Origin of the sequence: Clostridium sp., assembly GCF_036643715.1 — a bacterium.
Taxonomy (GTDB): domain Bacteria; phylum Bacillota; class Clostridia; order Clostridiales; family Clostridiaceae; genus Clostridium.
In genome coordinates, this window is the sequence record NZ_JAVXRL010000005.1 from 56,996 (window position 1) to 78,477 (window position 21,482).

Below are 21,482 nucleotides of genomic sequence, written 5' to 3' on the forward strand. Positions count from 1 at the left end.
GAGAAAAATAAATTGATAATAGTGTAATTTATAATGACAGTGTAATTATAAATTACACTATTTTTAGCTAGAAGTGTAACTATTTGAATGAAACAGAAGTGAGGTTAGATATAAATTTAACAAAATAGCTATTTCTAATTTTGGCATGAAACTTGCTAGTATAAATAATTGCAAATAAAAAAATAAATTTTGAACAAAAGAAAGGAAAGAGTTATGGATAATAAGAAATTTAAAAAAGGTTTAATGTTTGGTATTTTAGTTGGTCTTGCATGGGGATTAGATGGAGTATTAATGGGGAGAGTTGGATTAGATAAAATATTTACAGATAAAGCATTTGCATTATCACAAGGTGTATTTGGGAATAGTTTTGAATTTTCACCACTTGTGACAGCATTCTTTCATGAGAGTTTTTGTTTTATTTGGGTTGCATTAGTTCTTTTATTTAGAAAGCAATTAAAACAAGTATTTTATTTACTTTTCAAAACAAAAAAGGGAAAAGCGGCAGCTATCGCGGCACTAGTTGGTTCTCCTATTGGAATGAGTGCATATTTGCTAGCAATAAAATATGCAACAGCACCATATGCATCAAGTATTTCAGTAATATATCCTGGAGTTGGTGCAATCCTTTCATATTTAGTATTAAAAGAGAAGTTATCAAGAAGAGCAGTGATTGGTATAGCCGTAAGTTTATTTGGTTCATTTATGCTTGGATTTAATCCATCAGGAAATGTTCCTGGAACATTTTTTATGGGAATTATGTTTGCAATAGTTGCAGTATTTGGATGGGCACTTGAAGGAGTAATAATCGGATTTGCAATGAAACATATAAAAGGCGAAGATGATGTTGAAGCATCACCACAACAATTTTTAGCACTTAGATATTTTATAGCAATGGTATCATATGCAGTTATAGTTCTACCATTAATTGGAGGATACCCATTAGCAGGATACATAATAAAAACTGGATTAGTTTATAAGTATGCAGCAATAGCGATACTTGGAGCGATAACTTACTTATCATGGTATAAGGCTGTTGATTTAATTGGTTCAGCTATGGGAACTGCATTAAATAGTACAGCGGCCCTATGGGTAATAGTATTTAGTGCGTTACTATTTGGAGATAAAATAACACCTTCATTAGCTTTATGGGGAGTAGTTATAGTACTTGGAGTATTTATTTTTGCTATAGACCCAAAATCTTTTAAGAAGAAGTCTAAAGATGAAGAGGAATCAAGTGAAAATATAATGTAGAAAAAATGGATGAACGGAACTACAATCAGAGAACAACTGGAGGAATTTAAATGTTAAAAGATAAAATAATAGAAAATATGAAAGATATTGTAGAGAATTGCATGGGGGATTCTGAAGCTGCATGCGTAGCTACTTGTCCTATGCATACTGATGTTAAGTCTTATGTAAGGTTAATAAAAGAAGGTAATGGAGAAGAGGCAATAAAGGTTATAAGAAATGACTTATTTATACCAGGAACTTTAGGAAGAATATGTGCTCATCCTTGTGAAAAGCAATGTAAATGGAATGAAGGCAAAAGTCCAATGGCTATTGCATCTTTAAAAAGATATGCTGCAGATAATTTTGATAGAGAAGAAAATTGGGATTTGAAAACAAAAGAAGATATAGGAAAAAAAGTAGCGATTATTGGATCCGGACCATCAGGGTTACAGTCAGCACTTGAACTAAGAAAAGAAGGGATAGATGTAACTGTATTTGAAAAACTACCAGTACGAGGAGGCATGATGGCTGTTGGTATTCCTGAATATAGGCTTCCAAGAAATGTTTTAAACAAAGAAATAAGCTATTTAGATAAAATCGGTGTTAAGTTTAAAACTGGTATCGAAGTGGGTGTAGATATAAAATTTGATGCATTAATAGAAAATTTTGATTCTGTTATAGTCGCAGTTGGAAAACATAGCGGAAGAGTTGATAAAAGTTTAAAGAATTTTGATGCAAAAGGTATATTTAGTGCAGCTGATTATTTAAAAGAAGTGGCACTTACTAGAGATATAAAGGATGCTGGAAAGAGAGTACTAGTAGTTGGTGGTGGCGATGTCGCAATGGATTGCTGTAGAGTTTCAAAGAGAATAAATGGTGTTGAAGATGTATATTCAATATGTTTAGAAGACAGTTTTGATAGTATGGCATCATCTGGACATGAAATAAAAGGAGCTTTAGAAGAAGGTATTATATTTAATCATGCAGAGGCTATAAAGGAAATAGAAATAGATTCAAATAATAGAGTATCAAAAGTCATTTTAAAAAAATGTTTAAGTATGTTTAATGAAGACGGAATGTTTTCTCCGATATTTGATGAAAATGAAACTATGGAAATCGAAATTGATACTATAGTATTTGCTATAGGACAAGGTGTCGATGGACATTTTGCTGAAGGGAATTTAGAGCAGAGAAAAAACACAAGTTTTGAATGTGATAAAGAAACACTTCAATCAAAGTCAAATCCAAAAGTTTTTGTTGTTGGAGATGCTTCAGGAGAATCTGTTATAGTAATTCAAGCTATGGCAACAGGTAGAAGAGGTGCTGAGTCCGTTAAAAGATTTTTAAATGGTGAATCATTAACAGAAGGAAGAGATTTAAAGGAAACTTGGACATATGAAACTAAGCTTGATATGCCAACTAATTGGGAGCAGATTGTAAGAGTTAGAGAAGATATGGAGGAGCTTTCTGTAGAAAATAGATTAAATTCTTTTGATGAAGTATCACTTGGATATACAGATGAAGAAGCAAGAAGAGAAGCAGATAGATGTAGACAATGTGAGTGTAAGCTTTGTATGAAGGAATGTTTAATGCTTAGAGAATATACAGAATGCCCTAAAAAGTTATTTAAAGAATATCTAGAAAAAGGATATGAGAATATGGACAAGATGATAGCATATTCATGCAATCAATGTAGTCAATGCACTATTGTTTGTCCTAAGAATTTTAATATAAAAGATAATTTTATAGAAATGAAAGAAGAATTTGCAAAAGAAAATAATGGTTATGCTCCTCTTAAAGAACTTGAATATGTTGCACCACAGCAAGAAAAAGAATCTGCTAAAGAATATTCAACTACAGTAAAGGCTGAGCATGGAAGAGCTAAGAAGACAAAGTATGTATTTGTGCCTGGTTGTACGGTGCCAGCCTATATTCCAGATGCTTGTGATAAAGTACTAAGTCATTTGAAAAATACTTTAGGTGAAGAGAATGTCGGAGCTATATTACAATGTTGTGGAAAAGTATCAATGCTAGTTGGGGAAGAGGAAAGATACCTAGATATCAATAAGAAAGTTATTGACCAATTTGATGAGATAGGAGCAGAAGTAATAGTTACTATATGTCCGTCATGTTATAAAGTTTATTCAGAAACATGTAAAAATCAAAAGGTAATATCATATTGGGATTTAATTAAAGAAGAAATTGGAATGCCACATGAAGCGATTGGGATTGGAGAACTATCTGATATAGTGTTAAATATTCATGATTCTTGTGTAACTAGAGACATTGAATCTCACCATGAAAGTGTCAGATGGATACTTGATAAAATGAAGTACAAATGGTCAGAGATAGACCATAACAGAAAGAACACAAGGTGTTGTGGAGTTGGCGGAATGGCTTGTAGCTCAAATCCAGAACTTTATGAAAAATTATATAATAGAAGAAAGAATGACTTTAATAGTGATCAAGTAGTAACTTACTGTGGTTCATGTAGAGGGACTATGGAAGCTGCCGGAATGGATGCAGTTCATATTCTAGATTTAATGTATGGAGACACTCATATGATTAATGATAAGAAAATCAGAGGATATAAATCAGAGGAAGAAATGTGGAAAAGAAGATTACAAACTAAAGTTAAGTTTGAATCACATAATAAATAAATATACTTTAAAATAAATGAGTTGTTATAAAACAACTCATTTATTTTTCTTTAAATTGTTTCATCAAATATCCACCTTTAAATTGAGTAGGTTCATAGGAAACTATAAATGCAGAAGGTTCCATGTTCTTTACTAAAGAAATTAATTCATTTTCTCTACTCCTATGTGAAATAATTTCTAGGCGGTACCTTTTTTCAAAATTTATTCCTGTACCTACAAATGTCGTAACCCCAAACTTTAAACTTCGTAGTAAGTTAATTAATTCTAAATTTTCATTTGTAATATTAACTTGAACGGCTCGATACCCTAAAGCTAATTTTTCCTCAATCATACCACCTATATATATTCCAATGCTGTAACCTATTATATATGCTGCAATATTTAATATATTAGTTAAGTCAGAAAATACAATTCCTAGACTTAAAATATAAATTATTGCTTCTAAAAAGGCTATTAAAGATGCTTGCCCTTTTTTGCCTTTAACAACAAATGTAGTTCTTAAGGTTAAAAGAGGAACATATATCATTTGTAACATTAAAATTGTTAGTGCATTTAACAAAAAGATCCCTCCAATCAATTACAATATTTTACAATTATATTATAAGGTAATATTTCATGTATGTCATATTAATTAAATAATGTAAAATAGAGAATTTAGTAGATAATCATAGTATAGTTAATATAAGGCTATTTTATGAAGAAAATATTATTTATTTATGTTATATCGTTTAATTTTATTGTATAAAGCATTTCTACTAATGCCTAAGCTTGTAGCTGCTTTTGTCATATTTCCATTGAAGTGAGTAATTGCTTGTTTAATTGCATGTTGTTCTAATTCTAATAAAGTAGTTAATGGTAATTCATTTTCAACACTAGGGGTAATAGGATTACATATAAGACAACTACCATCATCGCAGAAATGTTCTATAATATTTCCTAGATTATCATATTTCAAACAAATACATTCATCAAAATTCATTTCATAACTTGTTTCACCATTAAGATTAACTATATTTTCAATACAGTTTTCAAGTTCACGTATATTTCCTGGCCAACAGTAGGAAATCATTTTTTTAAATAATCTATCAGATATATTAGGTATAGGTTTATTTAATTTTTCACTTTTAATTTTCAAAAAGTGATCAATTAATATTGGAACATCTCCAAATCTATCTTTAAGAGGAGGGATATGTAGTGGAATTACATTTAATCTGTAATATAAGTCACTTCGAAACTTTCCATTTTTAATTTCCTCTTTTAAATCTTTATTTGTAGCAGCTATAATCCGTACATCTATTTTTATAGGGTTTTTACCACCAACTTTAGTTATTACACCCTCTTGAAGAACTCTTAGTAAATGTACTTGCATCTCTAAAGGCATTTCTCCAATTTCATCTAAAAATAAAGTACCGCCACTTGCAAGTTCGAATTTTCCTATTTTTCCACCCTTTTTTGCTCCTGTAAATGCACCTTCATCATAACCAAATAGTTCGCTTTCAATTAATGACTTTGGAATGGCACCACAGTTTAATGCTATAAAAGGTTCATTCAATCTAGAACTTGCATTATGTATAGATTGTGCCATTAATTCTTTACCACAACCACTTTCACCGGTAATTAAAACAGTGGAGGGGCTTTTAGAAATTATTCTTGCTATATTAATCACCTCATTTAACTGAGGGCTGTTACCAACTAGGTTGTCAAAAGTATAAGGTGCATCAGAAGAAATCAATTTATTTGCTACTTTTATTAATTTTTTAGTTTCCTTTAATATGATAATGTATCCTACAAAATCTAAATCATCTAACATCAATTTATTAATATCGCATTCAAAATTTATATTATTTATAGTTAATGATATTGTGTCTATATGTGAATTTATAGGTTGTGGTAGAAAAATAGATTTCAATTTAGGAAACGACTTTAGAATATCAAATTCTTCGAAGCTAGTTTCTTTTAATAATAATGATGATGCTTTAGTATTCACATAGACTAAGTCTAAATCTTTAGAAATAGTTAGCACTGCATCATCTAATGTATTAATAATTGATTTGTAATAATTTAAATTTAAATCTTTCAAAAACGAGACCACCTTTATAAAATATAATATATTTTCTTGGATATTTAATTTTATCATATTAGAGTATATTATAAAAATTATTAATAGATGAAACTTATGTACAACTATGAAATTTTTTTTAATTTTACCTTTTAAGTTAATATTATGTTAAAACACTAATAAACTTATTGGAGTTATAATCAAAAAAGGATAGTAATAGAAAGGTACTTTATATATATAGGTATTTAGTTATTCATAATATAATATATTAATATTTTACTTATATTGTTCAAAGGTATAGTCTTATATTATAAGAAATATGAAAGAAGGAATGGATATGAGTATTAAATTAATTTGCATAGATATGGATGGAACTCTTTTAAAAGATCAACAAGTTGTTTCAGATGAAAATAAATTAGCAATAAAGCTAGCGATGGAAAAGGGAATAAAAGTTGCAATAACAACTGGAAGAATATATGATTGTGCAAAAATGTACTCAAAGGAAATTGGGTTAAATACCCCTATAATAGCATCTAATGGAGCATTTATTGGTGACGGAGATAAGGTTATTTATAACAATCCATTAAAGATTAAAGATATTGAAAAGTTCTTAGAAGTAACTAAGAAAAATGGATTAGAGGCATATCTTACAGCAAATTTTGGAATAATCTCAGAAGAAGAACTCCCAGAAAATCATGTTTATAAAATTTTAAATAAAACATTAGAAGAAAATAATAAAGTTAAATTAATAGTATCAAAAAATATAAATAAAGAAATAAAGAAGTATGATGGAGAAATTCTTAAAGGAGTTTGTGCAGATAAAAATAATAAAGACAAACTTATAAAAGCAAGAGAAGAATTAGAGAAATTAAATACTGATATGGAAATTGTATCTTCATGGAATGATAATTTTGAAGTTATGAAAAAGGGAAGTACAAAAGGAGAAGCTGTTCGCCATCTTGCAAGATATTTTGGATTTACTAAAGATCAAGTAATGTGTATAGGTGATAGTGAAAATGATTTATCAATGATTAATTATGCAGGAACAGGTATTGCGATGGGAAATGCTACAGATGATGTGAAAAATGCAGCAGACTATGTAACAGCTACAAATGTAGATGATGGTGTAGCAAAAGCTATAAGAAAGTTTGCATTATAAGACAGTGAGGAGGAATTAATATGAAGGATGTAATTATAATTGGTGGGGGAGTTATTGGAGCTTCAATAGCAAGAGAACTTTCAAAATATGAATTAGATATAACTTTACTTGAAAAAGATAGTGATATAGCTGAAGGTGTTTCAAAAGCAAATAGTGGAATTGTACATGCTGGGTTTAATGAGGAAGAGGGAACATTAAAGGGAAAACTTAATATTTTAGGAAATACTATGTTTGATGAATTGTCAAGAGACTTAGATTTTCCATTTAAAAGAAATGGAGCGCTTGTACTAGCACTTGACAATAGAGAGATATATGAATTAAGAGATATTAAGAAAAAAGGTGAAAAATTAGGGGTTAAGGGTTTAGAAATACTTAATAAAGATCAAGTTTTAAGTTTAGAAAGCAATGTTTCAGATAGAGTTCAAGGTGCTTTATATGCAAAGTCTTCAGGAATAGTTAGTCCATATGAAATGACTATAGCGTTAGCTGAAAATGCAAATATGAATGGTGTAGAATTTAGATTTAATTCTGAAGTATCAAATATATTAAAAACAGAATTTGGTTATAAAGTAGAATTAAAAGATGGAGAAAGTCTTTTAAGCAAAGTAGTTATTAATGCAGCAGGATTAAACGGTGATGTAATAAACAATATGGTAAATACTGAAAAATATAAGATTGAAGGAGTAAAAGGGGAGTACATATTATTTGATAAATCAGTCGGTGGGCTTGTAAACAAAACATTATTTAGAATGCCAAATAAAGTTACAAAAGGTGTACTAGTTACAAAGACTGTTGATGGTAATATTCTTGTTGGACCAAATGCAAACAAGGTTAATGAAAAAGATAAACTTGAAACAACAAAAGAAGGCTTAGATGAAATTATAAATAAAGGAAAAGATACAATAAATGGACTGCCAATGAATAAGGTAATAACAACTTTCGCTGGAATAAGACCGCATTTAAAGAAAGACTTTGTAATAGAAGAGGTAAGTGGAAGTGAGAATTTTATAAACGTAATAGGTATAGAATCACCAGGTCTTACAGCTGCACCAGCAATAGCAGTATATGTTAAAGATATGATTTCAAAAAATATTAAATTAAAAGAGAAAAATAATTTTAAACCTAAGAGAAAAGGGATTATAAAATTTAATTATCTTTCAATAGAAGAAAAGAATGAACTTATAAAGTTATATCCAAGTTACGGGAAATTGGTTTGTAAGTGTGAACTAATTACAGAAGGTGAAATTATTGATGCAATAAGAAGACCACTTGGGGCTAAGACAGTTGATGGTGTAAAGAGAAGAACTAGAGCTACTATGGGAGGCTGTCAAGGAGTTGGTTGTTTAATACCAATTGCGAAGATAATAAAAAATGAGCTTAATTGTGAATTAGATGAAGTTGTAAAAGATAGTAGAGGATCAAATGTTTTAGGCTATAAGGAGGTATAATCAATGAAACACTACGATTTAATAATTATAGGTGGGGGAGCTGCTGGAATTAACTGTGCAATATTCGGTAAGCTTTCAGGAATAGAAAATATTTTATTAATTGAAAAAGAAGAAACTTTAGGTGGAGCATTAACTAAAGGTGATTATAACTTAAGTGAAAGAAGTAATTTCACTGGAGAAGAATATAGAGAAAAGAAGCTAGGTGAATATAATAACTTAGATATTGATACATACTTAGATACAGCTGTATTAAATATAGAGGATGATAGAAAAGTTGTATGTACTAGTAGGGAACGGGGAATTGAAAAAATAAAAGGTAGAGCTATAATAATAGCTAATGGGGGAAAAGAAGTTGGCTTAAATAAGCTAATGGTAACAGGCGATAGATGCTCTGGAGTATTAACTGTTGGAATGACTGAAAAAATCCTCAATATGGGATTACTACCAGGTAAAGAAGTTATGATATATGGCACTGATAATATATATAAAATATATAATAAACTTAAGAAAAATAATGTAAATATAAAAGGTGTAATTTGTGAAAAACTTGGAGATCAAATACTTGGACTAACTAAAAATTTATATTTAGGATATAAATTAGAGGAAGTAATCGGAAATGGTAGACTAGAAGAGATAAAAGTATCTAAAAATCTAAAGGGAGAATATATAGATTGTGATACTTTAATATTAGCAAAACCTATGGTGTGCGATGGGGTAGTTTCATTAAGAAGTGGATTAAAAATGAATCCGAGTACAATGGGACCAGAAGTATCAAGTGAATATATGACTTCAAAAAATGGAATATTTGCATGTGGTAATGCAATAATGATTCATAACTCAATGGAAGAGCTTCTAGAAGAGTCAATGAAAACTATTGAAAATGTAAAAAAATTTCTAAAAGTTAATAAAAATGATAGTTTATAAAGTATGAAATAGAAAAAAAGTCCTATTTACCATTTTACAATGGTGAATAGGGCTTTTTTTTTCTAAATTGATAACAATTTATTCATATACATTAGATTGTTAATGAAGTAAATATTATAAAAATAGTACTTTATAAAATAAATGTTTCTAACTTAAAAAAAGGTTAACTAATGTTCAATTGACTTTGATTAGGCAGAATAATAGAATAAGTGTGAAAAGTTTAGGAGGGATTTATATGAATTTTTACATGAGTATATTCTTTCGGTTAGTTCCACTATTTATGGGAGCTATATGTTTAGGATATGGATTTTACATTAATGCACTGAAGCAAACAGTTGGAACAGGATATATTGTTGCAGGTCATGTTCTTATAGCGTTAACTGCAATTTGTATAGCATTATTTACTACTGCTGCAACAATAATAAGACAATTAATAGGGAGGTATAACAAATTTTACAGGTGGATACTACCAATAGTAGGGTATATCGTTAGTGGATGTACAATAGTTTTTGGTATTTTGGATTGGAAGGTTAACTATAATAATCCATCAGCTTTTGTATCAGGAAATATAATATTTGCAGTTGGTTTAATATCTTGCTGTGTATCTACAGTAGCAACAGCTTCAACAAAATTTGTATTAATAACAAAAAATGAAAAAGATTTAAAACAGGGAGAAAGACAAAAGGATTCTTATACAAATGGACAAGTTAAGGCATTAATATTAGTGCCAGTTATGTGCACAATAATAGCTTTAATAAGAGGAGGTTATTTATTATTTGGTGAAAGAAAAACATCTTATTTTGTTGCAGGTCATGTTGTTTTAGGAATAGCACTTATATGCGCAAGCTTAGTTGCTTTAGTAGCTAGTATATTAAGACAAATTCAAAATTCATTTACAAATAAGGAACGTTATAAGTGGACATATTTTGTAGTATTAATGGGAAGTATTGATATAATATGGGGGATAGTTATTTTATTTACTCGCCATACAGATGCTTGGATTGCACCAGGATTTGTATTGATTGGACTTGGACTTGTTTGTTATAGTATTTCAAGTAAGGTTGTTTTACTTGCGGCAGTTTGGAGAAAAACATGTTCTGTTTCAAACAGAATACCATTAATACCAGTTGTGACTGCTCTTATATGTTTATTTTTATCAGCATTTCTTTTTGAAGTAGCTGTATTTAATCCAGCTTATTTTGTACCAGCGCGTGTAATGGTTGGACTTGGTGGAGTGTGTTTTACATTATTTTCAATTGTATCAATATTAGAAAGTGGTACAGCGGCAGTAAATTAATATATAAAATAGAGTCTCTTTTGTATCACTTTTGCATATTTAATAGAGAAGGATAAACTAATAATAATTAGGAGTTGATCTGTTTATGAAAAGTAAAAGTGACAAAAATATAAAAGGTATAGATGTAAGTAGTTGGCAGAAAAATGTAGATTATTCTAAAGTGAAAGACTCTGGAATTGAAGTTGTTATAATTAAAGCAACTGAAGGTATAGATTATATTGACAAGAGTATGGAAGAGCATTATGTAAATGCAAAGAAAGCTCATATGAAAATTGGATTTTATCATTTTTTTAGTGATAAAACAGATCCAAAAGCACAGGCTGATGATTTTTACAATGCGATAAAAGATAAAAAGTTTGACTTATATCCAGTTCTTGATATAGAAAATGATAGTCAAGGAAGAAATAGTACGGAGATAACAACTAGATGTATTGATTTTTTAAATGAATTTAAAAAAATTAGTGGATATGATTGTGTCGTATATACTTATACATCTTTTGCTAAAGGTAAACTTGATAGTAGGTTAAAAAAATATCCGTTATGGATAGCGCATTATGGTGTAAATGAGCCCGCAGACAATGGAATATGGACAGATTGGGTAGGATTCCAATTTACAGATAAAGGAGCGGTAAATGGAGTAAATGGCAATTGTGATCTTAATGAATTTACAGAGGCTATACTTATTCAAAGGGTGAATACTAGTAATTCACAAGTACAATTGTGGAAAATAAGTATAAGTGGGGAAATAGTAAAAGATCTTCAAATAGATTTAAACTACAACTTTAATTGTAAACTTTCTGTTGATGGATATTTTGGAGAGGATACTTTAAAGGGATGTCCTATAATAAAAATCGGAACAAGAGGGGATATAGTTAAAATAATTCAAAGAAGATTAGTATATTTTGCATATACTCATATGCCTTCAGGTGTTGATGGTATATTTTTAGATGAAACTTTAAAAGCTATAAAGGATTTTCAAAAGAAAAAAGGATTAGTTGTAGATGGAATAGTTGGAGCAAATACGTGGAAGGCTTTATTTAAAAAATAGAATACAAATAAATTTAGTGAGCATATGTAAAGAAGTTTAGGTATCTTTACATATGCTTTCTTTAATTATAAAACCTTAATACTTATAAGTTCTACATCACTTGATAAAAGATTAGGTTTTACCTGTTCTATTTTCATTAAGTCCGTAGATAAATATTTTTTATTATCATCTGCAAAAATAGTAATAACATTACTGTTAGGACCAAGTTTTAAAAGGATCTTTAATGCTCCGATGAAGTTAGCTCCAGAAGAAATTCCAACTCCTAAACCTAAATCTTTAGATAATTTCTGTGCCATAATAATCGCATCAGAGTCATCAACTGAAATTATTGAATCTAAAGATGACAAGTCAAGTATTTGAGGAACAAATTCATCAGATATTCCTTGAATCCTGTGATGTGACCCCGTATATCCAGAGGAGAGCGTTGGAGAATTTGCAGGTTCTAAAGGATATGCAGTTATTCCAGGTACATTTTCTTTTAAATACTTAGATACGCCCATTATTGTTCCACCGGTGCCAACACCTGCAATAAATGCATCTGGGATTATACAATTTTTAGTTAATGTATTTAATATCTCAGGTGCAGTTAGGTTATAGTGTGAAAGGGTATTATCATTATTAGAAAACTGTGATGGTAAAAACACATTTTTGTGAGTATTGCAATAATCAGAGGCTTTAGAAATGCAGCCTATAAAGCTACCATTAGCGCGAGATACAAGATTTACATTTGCACCAAAACTTTTAAGCAAATTAATTCGCTCATAGCTCATGAAATCAGGAATATATATTGATACATTATGATTTAAAAATTTACCTATTGAAGCAAAAGATATACCAGTGTTACCGCTTGTAGCTTCAACTATTGTATAACCTTTTTTTATGTTACCGTCCATATAAGCTTTTTTTAGTATATAAAGTGCAACTCTATCTTTAATACTTCCACTAAAATTATAATATTCTAATTTGGTGAATATTCTCATAAGTTCTTCTTTATATTTAAAAGAAATTTCTATAAGTGGTGTATTTCCAATTAGTTTTTCTAAAGATTTAAATTTATCATTTATTATATTCATAACTACACTCCTAAATTTTAATTATAAAAGGTCTTGTTAATATGTATATATTAAAAGTTGATAAGAATGATTATAATTTATAAAAATTTTACAGTAAGTGGTAGTGTTTGTTAATAAGATTAATATAGACTTTTATAATAAAGGTAAATTAATAGTAGAAGGGAAGTTTATATGGTAGCAATAATTGTATTTATAATAGCAGGCATTTTAGCAGGAGCTGGTATTGGACTTGTAGGTTTATCAGCAGCATCAGTAATTACACCAATTCTTGTAGCTGTCCTTGGATTTAATGCATATGAGGCAATTGGTATAGCACTTGCGGCAGATGTACTTGCATCTTTAGTTTCATCAGTTACATATTTTAAAAATAAAAATATAGATTTGAAAAATGGAATTATAATGATGATTTCAACAATGGTATTTACTTATATCGCAAGTTATTTTGCGAAATATATTCCAAATGATACCCTTGGAAGTATATCTATATATGTAACTATATTTTTAGGAATAAAGTTAATTGTAAAACCAATAACTGCTAGAAAAGGTGTTTCAAATAAGAATAGAAGTAGAAAAAAACAAATACTTTTATCTATTATATTTGGAGCTTTAATAGGAATCATATGTGGTGGAATTGGAGCTGGTGGAGGAGTTATGCTTCTATTGGTTTTAACTTCGATACTAGGATATGATTTAAAAACAGCAGTAGGGACGAGCGTCTTTATTATGGCATTTACAGCACTTACAGGATCTGTCGCACATATAATTCATGGTGGTACAGATTTTGTAGCTATGGGATTTTGTGTGATTTTTGCGTTAGTTAGTTCAAGAGGAGCTGCAATTTTTGCAAATAAAACTAATGATAGAAAACTAAATAGGATAACAGGTGCTTTTTTAATAATATTTGGTGTTATATTAATAGTTATAAAGTTATTCGGACATGTAATATAAAATGTTATTAAATGCAAAAAAAGAGATGAAATTAATTTTCACCTCTTTTTTTTATAGGTTATAAAATAGGTAAAAAGATTTTTTCACCTATAGGAAGATCACCATTTGGTAAGTCATTAATGGAAATTAAAAATTTGATTAATTGACTTTGGTCATATTGAGAATATTTTGATGCCCATATATTATACCAAGTATTATCTTTGGATACTTTATATAATGAACCGCTTATTAAGGTTGAATGAGGAACTAATATTGTTTCACCGACCTCTAAATCCTCAACGTCATCTAAGTTGTTAACTATTTTTAATATGTTAATTGTAGAATTTATGTTACAAGTATCCTTATATTTTTCTGCAATTGTGCTTAAAGTATCGCCTTGATTCAATGTAACAGTAATACACTCTACGTTTTCTAAAAAAGAAGTTACTGTAATTGACCTTTGAACACCAGTTGTGGTTGGTTTAGCATTTGGTGATGGGTCATACTCTTCATCTTTAAGATGCGGATCTGATGTATTATTTGAACTATTAATATAATCCTCTTGCATAGGATATTCTAGTGGTGGAAGTGAATTATTTGCTATGCCTTCATCCATAAAAGGACTATTGCTAATAATTAGTGCAACTAAAGGTATTAAAAGTACTAATAAAACTAATGCTATTCTAATTACATTCTTTTTCAAAACATACACTCCTTAAAAATATTTCATTACTAAGTATTAACTAAAAGTCGAATATTATTCAGTTTGGTTACAATATTTTAAACAAACTAAAAAAATATAGAAAAATATAGAAAAATATAGTATAATAATCCTTAAAAGAATAGAAATTATTAAGTAAAATTGAATATGGAAAGAGGAAATTAAATGTTAGAGACTGTAATAATAGCTTTACTATTTTGCAAAATAAAAGGATATAAGATAGCACCGTTATTTAAAAATTATGCTATATATATTCCTTTATTTATAGAAGTACTTTATATAATTATTCAAATTAATATATTTAAAGGAAATTATGCAGTTATACAATATGCAAAGACTTTAAAAATCGTATATATATTATCCTATTTGCCTTTAATTTATAAATATAAACAATATGTAAGTGCAATTATAGGATCTATATCAATGTTTATAGGGGGACTGTTAAATGATATTGCAATAAAAGCAAATGGAGGATGTATGCCAGTATTTCCGAAGTTATCATATTTAACAGGATACGCAAATTTAGATTCATTTAGTAAAGTAAATGATATACATATACTTGGAGATGGAAACGTTAAGTTGAAATTTTTAACAGATATATTTGATCTAGGATATAGTGTATTAAGCATTGGTGATATATTTATAAGGTTTTATGTTTTTATAATTATATATAGTTCTATTAAAAGTATTAATAATACTTAAAAGATTAAAAGTATTCACAATTAGCTACAAAGGAGAGGACATAATGTTACATTTATCTTTTTTAGAATTAATTTTTAGAGCTATTCCAGAAAGTTTTGCTTTGATTTTGGGAGTTTATTTATTCTCAAATATTACTTTAAAACCTGGAAAATATATTATTTCAAGTTTATTATTTGCAGCATCTACATATGTGGTTAGATTTTTACCAATATCTTATGGAATGAATACAATAATTAGCATAATAGTATTAATAGTTATATGTATTTACATAAGTGAACTTAACTTACTGCAAGCAGTTGCAGGTGGAATATTTTCTATTGTTTTACTTTTTATATGTGAGGGACTAAATATGTTTATTTTACAGAGTGCATATGGTGATAAATTAATAAATATATTTAAAAATCCAGTTTGTAAAGTAATAAGTGGATTACCATCATTAGTAGCATTTTTGATTATTTTATCAATTTACAAATTAATAATTAATAGAAGGAATTTAAGAAATGATGTTAGACATAGGTGAGATTTCTAATAAAATAGCAAGCAAAATAGTTATGGAAACTGATGGCGATGATGAGAAAAGAAGTATTATAGCATATGGAATATTTGCAATGTTTCAAATAGCAATATCAATAATTTTAGTAATAATTTTTGGTTTACTATTTGATATATTAATTGAAGCTCTTATAGTATCATTTTCCATAAGTATTTTGAGAAAATATTCGGGAGGTGTACATGCTACGAGTCCAATACGTTGTGCAATTATTGGAACAGTTATATGTATATTAATTCCAAAAGTGATATTATTATTTAATTTAAATAGTAGTATAGTTATAGTTTTTGGAATTTTTGTTTTCGCATTGTCGTATTACTTAATATTTAAACTAGCACCAGTTGACAGTGAAAACAAACCTATTAAAAAAGCAGAAAGACGAGAAAAGTTAAAGAGAGAATCAATTATTATTTTAACAGTCTATTTGATTATAGCTTGTATACTTATAATTAATTTTTATTTCTTTAATTCATATAAAGCTCTCGTTTATTGTACATGCCTATATGGAGGTATTTTGTGGCAAGTTACTTCACTTACAAAAGTAGGTCACAAAATAGTAAATAAAATTGACTATTTTTTAAATAGAATATATACAAAATTAGGGGGAACTGAAGATGAAAAAAATAAATAGTAAGTTATTAATGGGAATTGCAACAATGGCAACAGTATTTGCAGGCGTTATGGCAACATCAGCTTGTTTTTGGTGTGCATATCAACCAGAAGAGCCAAAAAGTTTAAGAGAAGAATAGTATAATCTTAAAAAAGACTGGTTCTAAACCAGTCTTTTTTAAATATGAGGTAAATAAATGAGTAATATAGAGAAAGACAAATGTAAGCAGATAAATGATATAGTTGCAATTGTAAAGTTAGCATCACTTTTATTTACTGGAATGATATTTATTCAATTTGTTTTTAGAGATAATGATAATATTATTGATCATATGATATATTCAGAATACATTGTTTTAGCATTTAGTTTTGTAATAATGCTATTATTATCAATTTATATTTTGTGGACATTATCTATTAAATATAAAATGAAGAAAAAGTCATCTATGATATTTAAAATTATTGAAAGATTAATATTTATTTCAATATTTACTGGAGCAATAATTATTTCTGGAGGTAATACTAGTGAATATAAAATATTATTTTTATTTATAATAATAACTACTACAATTCAGTCTGGTATGAAACAAGGACTTATAATTGCAGCAGTATCATCATGTATAATTTTGGGTATTGATATAATATATATGCCAGATACACAAATAAATGTTTATTTTGAGAATGATTTAGTTCTTTGTGGAATATTTGTATTAACAGCACTTCCTCTAGGATTTTACGTAAGAATAGAAGGTGAGCATATTAAGAGACTTATGAGTCTTGCAAATGAAGATGGTTTAACAGGTGTTTATAATCATAGGTATTTTTATGATGCCTTAAGTGAAAAAATAAATGAAGCAAATGAAGCTAATATTAAAATAGCAATGCTTTTTATAGATATAGATTATTTTAAACAGTATAATGATACTTATGGTCACCAAGCTGGAGATGAAGTTCTTAAGAAGATTGGAGAAATATTAAAAGTGTCAACAAGAAAAAGGGATATTGTTGCAAGGTACGGTGGTGAGGAATTTGCTGTAATTCTACCCTTTACTGATGAGAAAGAGGCTAGTGTTGTTGCTGAAGATATAAGAAATAATATTGAAAGTACACACTTTAAAGGTCAAGAAAACCAACCAAATGGTAATTTAACAGTATCAATTGGTATTTCTGTATATCCAGATAAGGCAGGAAGTGATATAGAGCTTATAAAGAGTGCAGATGATGCTTTATATAGAGCTAAGTTCTTTAACAAAAATAGAGTGGAAACTTACACATCTATTTTTGATGAATTTAATAGAGATATAGATGAGGAAGATACAGAACTTGTTACATCAATTAAAACTTTAATAAGTGTAATAAATGCAAAGGATAGATATACATATGGACATAGTGAAAGACTTGTATTTTACTGTAAACTTCTAGGTGATAAACTAGATTTAGATAAAAATGATAAATTAGTTCTTTTAAGGGGAGCTTACATGCATGATGTAGGAAAAATTAATATACCTAAGGAAATACTAATAAAGAAGATGCCATTAACTAATGATGAATGGAATATGTTAAAGGAACACCCACAAAATGGCGTGGATATAGTAAAACCAGTTAAATCACTTAATGATTTACAACCTTTAATATTATATCATCATGAAAAATATGATGGAACTGGATATCCAAAAGGCATTAAAGGAAATAATATACCATATCTTGCAAGAGTTTTAACTGTTGTTGATAGTTTTGATGCTATGACATCAAACAGACCTTATAATAAAAGGAAAACATACAGTGAAGGTATTAAAGAACTTGAGAGATGTAGTGGAACTCAGTTTGATCCAGCAATTGCGAAAGCTTTTATTGAAGTTATAAAAGAAAATAAGAATAAGTTTGAAGAATTATTTTAATAAAAAAGAATCAGGGGGACATCCCTTGATTCTTTTTGTTTTCATATTTACAAAGTTTCTACGTACTTAACTAATGGTAATATTGTCTCTACATTAGAGAAATCAATTTCTTTTCCATATGTTTTAAGGATTAGTTTATCATCTGATGACAAAGTATCTTCATCCTTGTTTAGCATCGTTTTGTGTAACAGTGCCATCATTGTCTTATGTAAAAGGTTTAATTTTTTATAATTTATGCCACCACGGAGGTGGAAAAATTTAATTTTATCTATTTCATTAGTATCAAAAATCTTACTTATAATTGGTTCGAAAATTTTATTATCAGTAGTTTTAGAAAGTCCAACTGTAAATATAATAATATTTTTATTTTTTATTAATTCTAAATTTTTATTAATTACAGATATTCCATTTATACTACTTGCATAAAGACCACCACCATAAATAATAGTATTATATTCTGAAAAAGTATCTTTTTTTACTTTAGAGTGATTTAGTAGATCAGCGTTTAAAGATGCAGCTATCCATTTAGCATACTGTTCTGTACTTCCGTAATTAGACTTATATATTACTAAAGTTTTATTCATATAACCTCCTTAAAAAATAAGCATTAATTATATTATATTTAATAAGATAAAGAATTATGATAGAAAAAAATTAGCTTGTCCTATATAGGGCAAGCTAATTTTAAAATGCTAAGCATTAACAACAGCAAGTAAAGTATCACAATTAGTTAAAAGTTCAACTCCATCTGGAATTAAAATATCTTTAGCAAATACTTTATCTTCAAAATTCATATCTGAAACATTATATTCTATAAGTTCTGGTATTTTATCTACTGATCCATGAAACTCTAAAACTGGTTGGAAAGTTTCTAAGTGTAAGTTTTTAGTTGTTAAAGCTTCTTCACCAATAAAATCTACTGGGATTTTCATTTTAATAATTTCATTATGACTTACATTTTGAAAATCAACATGCATAAGTTTACCATAGTTATTTCTTTGAACATCTTTTACAATACATAATAATGTAGTTCCATTAAGATCTAATGATATTATTGAACCGAAGGTATTTTCTTGTAATAACTTAGTTAAAGTACCAAAAGGTAATTTAATTTCAATAGGTGTTTCTAAATGTTCACCATATATAATACCTGGAACTTCACCATCTCTTCTCATTTTATGAGTTTTTTCACAATTTTTTCTTTCACAAATCTTAAACGCTTTATTTGACATAATAAATTCCTCTTTTCATAAATTTAAATTTTGAAATTATAAGTTTACTTCATTAAGCTCTAAGCAATTTTAAGAATATGTCTATAGTATATCTATTTATAGGTAATGCTATAGAGCTTGAAGTTCAAACTCCACCATTTGCATACGCCTCCTTTAATTGATATATATACATTATAGCACAATAACCTAGAATATCCAGTTTCCACGAAATATAACAAGTATTCATTCAAAAGATATAATTAAGGAAGATTTTTCAAAAAAAATATGTTATTATATAAAAATAAACAATGTATATTATGAATTTTTTATGAAGCAGGAGGGTAATATGGGAAGACTATTAGTTGTTGTAGATTATCAAAACGATTTCGTAAAGGGTGCGTTAGGATTTGAAGATGCAAAATCTCTAGAAGATAAGATATTTGATAAGGTAAAGACCTACTTAAAAAATGGAGATAAAGTATTATTTACTTATGATACTCATTTTGATAATTATTTAGAAACGAGGGAAGGAAAGAATTTACCGATTAAGCATTGTATATGTGGAAGTGATGGACATGCTTTATATGGTAAGTTAAAACAATTTAAAAATATAGATAATACAATACATTATAATAAAGAAGCCTTTGGAATTTCACCAGATAGTATGATTTGTTTATATGAAGAAATTGGGGAAGTTAAAGAGATTGAGTTTGTTGGTATAGTTACTAATATGTGCGTTATAAGTAATGTTGTAATGTTTCAATCACAATATAAAAATGCAAATATAATTGTTGATGGTAAGCTTTGTAGTAGTTTTAATATGGAACTTCATAATAAGTCTTTAGACGTAATAGAAGGGTTACAAGTTAAAGTTATTAGATAGCTTTATATAAAATGAAAATTAAATAATCTAATGAAATAAGGTGGGGTACATTATGAAAAAATTTAAAAAAATAGTTGGATCAATTATGCTTGGTGTGTTAGTCTTTGGACTAACTGGATGTGGCACTGAAAATCCCAAAAGTGTTGTGGAGACTTACTTTAAAGAAATTAAAGCTGGGGATGAAAACAAGAACGATTTAGTAAATGAAGTAATAAATAAAACAAGTGATAATATAGATGAAGATTCTTTTTCAAAAGAGACAGAGGAAGCGCTATCTAATTTAATGAAAAAGACAGAATATAAAATTAATGATGAAAAAATTGATGGAGATATAGCAACTGTAAATGTTACTGTAAATGGAGCCAATATATTTAAAATAATTACAGATACAATAAATCAATCAATGGGGAAAGCTGTAGAATCAATGTTTTCAGGTAAAGAGATGAGTGATGAAGAACTTAAGAAAGCTCTTGATAGTTGTTTATTAGAAAATATTAATAATGCTAAACTTGAAGAAAGAACAGGAAATGTTACATTAGATAAGTCTGATAAAGAGTGGAAAATTAAAGAAAATGATGAACTTTCTGAGTTAGTACTTGGAGCCTTCTCTAAATAAGTTAACTCTTGCTCATTTTGGGTAATAAAAAGACACCTGCATTTTATAAGATGCAGGTGTCTTTTTATATTATGAAAACTTTTTAATATCATCTAAACCACGAAGAACTTCTTCACGAGAAAAATCACTTTTAATTAATTCAGAATCATCTTTTTCTAATAATAAATTATAAAAGCCAACTGCAACTAAATATTTTTCTCTTGATGGGTTGTTTGAAAGTTCCTCAAAAATTAAATCTTCAGCTTTATTGTAATTCCCTTCATGATAGAAACGTTTTAACAGAATATGAAATAAATCGGAGGAGTGAAGATTTTTTGAGTCACCACCATCATCGAATAATACATCCTTATCCATAACATCATCATTTTTAAGCAAATTGCCTTTGTACATATATTACACCTTCTTAAACTATATAATCTTGAAAATTTATATATATTATAACAAATTTATAGTACAAAGAAAGTAAT

At 28.2% G+C, this 21,482-nt stretch carries 22 protein-coding genes; 15 read left to right on the forward strand and 7 right to left on the reverse strand.

The window, feature by feature from the left end; all coding sequences use genetic code 11:
* Positions 1 to 213: 213 nt before the first annotated feature.
* Complete coding sequence (locus RSF37_RS02925; RefSeq protein WP_332562890.1) at positions 214 to 1,251, forward strand: DMT family transporter; 1,038 nt, start codon at positions 214 to 216, stop codon at positions 1,249 to 1,251.
* A 50-nt stretch (positions 1,252 to 1,301) separates the two neighbouring features.
* Positions 1,302 to 3,890 carry an FAD-dependent oxidoreductase gene (locus RSF37_RS02930; RefSeq protein ID WP_332562891.1) on the forward strand — a complete coding sequence of 863 codons (2,589 nt, stop codon included), beginning with the start codon at positions 1,302 to 1,304 and terminating at the stop codon, positions 3,888 to 3,890.
* 40 nt (positions 3,891 to 3,930) lie between these two features.
* On the opposite strand, the gene RSF37_RS02935 is transcribed toward RSF37_RS02930, so the two are convergent.
* Both RSF37_RS02935 and RSF37_RS02940 read right to left on the reverse strand, forming a co-directional pair.
* Positions 3,931 to 4,449 (reverse strand): DUF5698 domain-containing protein, encoded by a 519-nt coding sequence (locus RSF37_RS02935; RefSeq protein ID WP_332562892.1) that lies wholly within the window; start codon positions 4,447 to 4,449, stop codon positions 3,931 to 3,933.
* A gap of 147 nt (positions 4,450 to 4,596) precedes the next feature.
* The gene (locus RSF37_RS02940; protein ID WP_332562893.1) at positions 4,597 to 5,970 is read right to left on the reverse strand and encodes a sigma-54 interaction domain-containing protein; all 1,374 of its coding nucleotides are present in this window, start codon (positions 5,968 to 5,970) and stop codon (positions 4,597 to 4,599) included.
* Between the two features lie 316 nt (positions 5,971 to 6,286).
* On the opposite strand from RSF37_RS02940, the gene RSF37_RS02945 reads away from it, so the two are divergent.
* The 5 genes from RSF37_RS02945 to RSF37_RS02965 all read left to right on the forward strand — a co-directional run bounded on the left by RSF37_RS02945 (position 6,287) and on the right by RSF37_RS02965 (position 11,825).
* The gene (locus RSF37_RS02945) at positions 6,287 to 7,108 is read left to right on the forward strand and encodes a Cof-type HAD-IIB family hydrolase (RefSeq protein WP_332562894.1); all 822 of its coding nucleotides are present in this window, start codon (positions 6,287 to 6,289) and stop codon (positions 7,106 to 7,108) included.
* Between the two features lie 20 nt (positions 7,109 to 7,128).
* A complete protein-coding gene (locus RSF37_RS02950) occupies positions 7,129 to 8,556 on the forward strand; it encodes an NAD(P)/FAD-dependent oxidoreductase (protein WP_332562895.1) in 1,428 nt (475 codons plus the stop codon).
* 3 nt (positions 8,557 to 8,559) lie between these two features.
* On the forward strand, positions 8,560 to 9,480 hold the full coding sequence (locus RSF37_RS02955; RefSeq protein ID WP_332562896.1) for an FAD-dependent oxidoreductase: 921 nt from the start codon (positions 8,560 to 8,562) through the stop codon (positions 9,478 to 9,480).
* A gap of 235 nt (positions 9,481 to 9,715) precedes the next feature.
* Positions 9,716 to 10,777 (forward strand): DUF2776 family protein, encoded by a 1,062-nt coding sequence (locus RSF37_RS02960; protein ID WP_332562897.1) that lies wholly within the window; start codon positions 9,716 to 9,718, stop codon positions 10,775 to 10,777.
* Positions 10,778 to 10,862: 85 nt separating this feature from the next.
* Positions 10,863 to 11,825 carry a GH25 family lysozyme gene (locus tag RSF37_RS02965; RefSeq protein WP_332562898.1) on the forward strand — a complete coding sequence of 321 codons (963 nt, stop codon included), beginning with the start codon at positions 10,863 to 10,865 and terminating at the stop codon, positions 11,823 to 11,825.
* Between the two features lie 65 nt (positions 11,826 to 11,890).
* Here the strand turns inward: RSF37_RS02965 and RSF37_RS02970 are convergent, their stop codons facing one another.
* Positions 11,891 to 12,898 carry a PLP-dependent cysteine synthase family protein gene (locus RSF37_RS02970; RefSeq protein ID WP_332562899.1) on the reverse strand — a complete coding sequence of 336 codons (1,008 nt, stop codon included), beginning with the start codon at positions 12,896 to 12,898 and terminating at the stop codon, positions 11,891 to 11,893.
* A gap of 171 nt (positions 12,899 to 13,069) precedes the next feature.
* Here RSF37_RS02970 and RSF37_RS02975 point away from each other — a divergent pair, with 171 nt between their 5' ends.
* Positions 13,070 to 13,846, forward strand: a complete 777-nt coding sequence (locus tag RSF37_RS02975; protein ID WP_332562900.1) for a sulfite exporter TauE/SafE family protein — start codon at positions 13,070 to 13,072, stop codon at positions 13,844 to 13,846.
* Between the two features lie 58 nt (positions 13,847 to 13,904).
* Here the strand turns inward: RSF37_RS02975 and RSF37_RS02980 are convergent, their stop codons facing one another.
* Positions 13,905 to 14,528, reverse strand: coding sequence for a LysM domain-containing protein (locus RSF37_RS02980; RefSeq protein WP_332562901.1), 624 nt, complete (start codon positions 14,526 to 14,528; stop codon positions 13,905 to 13,907).
* Positions 14,529 to 14,711: 183 nt separating this feature from the next.
* Between RSF37_RS02980 and RSF37_RS02985 the strand changes: the two genes are divergently transcribed.
* From RSF37_RS02985 to RSF37_RS03005, 5 genes are read left to right on the forward strand one after another with little or no spacing between them, the layout of a single operon-like run.
* A complete protein-coding gene (locus tag RSF37_RS02985; protein ID WP_332562902.1) occupies positions 14,712 to 15,248 on the forward strand; it encodes a DUF5317 family protein in 537 nt (178 codons plus the stop codon).
* Positions 15,249 to 15,291: 43 nt separating this feature from the next.
* Positions 15,292 to 15,768 (forward strand): hypothetical protein, encoded by a 477-nt coding sequence (locus tag RSF37_RS02990; protein WP_332562903.1) that lies wholly within the window; start codon positions 15,292 to 15,294, stop codon positions 15,766 to 15,768.
* Positions 15,749 to 16,429 carry an accessory gene regulator ArgB-like protein gene (locus RSF37_RS02995; RefSeq protein ID WP_332562904.1) on the forward strand — a complete coding sequence of 227 codons (681 nt, stop codon included), beginning with the start codon at positions 15,749 to 15,751 and terminating at the stop codon, positions 16,427 to 16,429. The genes RSF37_RS02990 and RSF37_RS02995 overlap by 20 nt, the downstream gene beginning before the upstream one ends.
* Entirely contained in the window at positions 16,413 to 16,547 is a 135-nt protein-coding gene (locus tag RSF37_RS03000; protein ID WP_332562905.1) for a cyclic lactone autoinducer peptide, read from the forward strand. Before RSF37_RS02995 ends, RSF37_RS03000 begins: the two co-directional genes overlap by 17 nt.
* A gap of 57 nt (positions 16,548 to 16,604) precedes the next feature.
* Positions 16,605 to 18,305, forward strand: coding sequence for a bifunctional diguanylate cyclase/phosphohydrolase (locus RSF37_RS03005; RefSeq protein ID WP_332562906.1), 1,701 nt, complete (start codon positions 16,605 to 16,607; stop codon positions 18,303 to 18,305).
* Positions 18,306 to 18,352: 47 nt separating this feature from the next.
* Here the strand turns inward: RSF37_RS03005 and RSF37_RS03010 are convergent, their stop codons facing one another.
* Positions 18,353 to 18,889, reverse strand: coding sequence for a flavodoxin domain-containing protein (locus tag RSF37_RS03010; RefSeq protein ID WP_332562907.1), 537 nt, complete (start codon positions 18,887 to 18,889; stop codon positions 18,353 to 18,355).
* Positions 18,890 to 18,997: 108 nt separating this feature from the next.
* Positions 18,998 to 19,537, reverse strand: coding sequence for a 50S ribosomal protein L25 (locus RSF37_RS03015; protein ID WP_332562908.1), 540 nt, complete (start codon positions 19,535 to 19,537; stop codon positions 18,998 to 19,000).
* A 325-nt stretch (positions 19,538 to 19,862) separates the two neighbouring features.
* Between RSF37_RS03015 and RSF37_RS03020 the strand changes: the two genes are divergently transcribed.
* Together RSF37_RS03020 and RSF37_RS03025 are read left to right on the forward strand one after the other, a co-directional pair.
* Positions 19,863 to 20,399, forward strand: coding sequence for a cysteine hydrolase family protein (locus RSF37_RS03020; protein WP_332562909.1), 537 nt, complete (start codon positions 19,863 to 19,865; stop codon positions 20,397 to 20,399).
* 52 nt (positions 20,400 to 20,451) lie between these two features.
* Positions 20,452 to 21,015 (forward strand): hypothetical protein, encoded by a 564-nt coding sequence (locus tag RSF37_RS03025; RefSeq protein WP_332562910.1) that lies wholly within the window; start codon positions 20,452 to 20,454, stop codon positions 21,013 to 21,015.
* A 69-nt stretch (positions 21,016 to 21,084) separates the two neighbouring features.
* Here the strand turns inward: RSF37_RS03025 and RSF37_RS03030 are convergent, their stop codons facing one another.
* Positions 21,085 to 21,405 carry a DUF6483 family protein gene (locus RSF37_RS03030; RefSeq protein WP_332562911.1) on the reverse strand — a complete coding sequence of 107 codons (321 nt, stop codon included), beginning with the start codon at positions 21,403 to 21,405 and terminating at the stop codon, positions 21,085 to 21,087.
* Between the last annotated feature and the right edge of the window lie 77 nt (positions 21,406 to 21,482).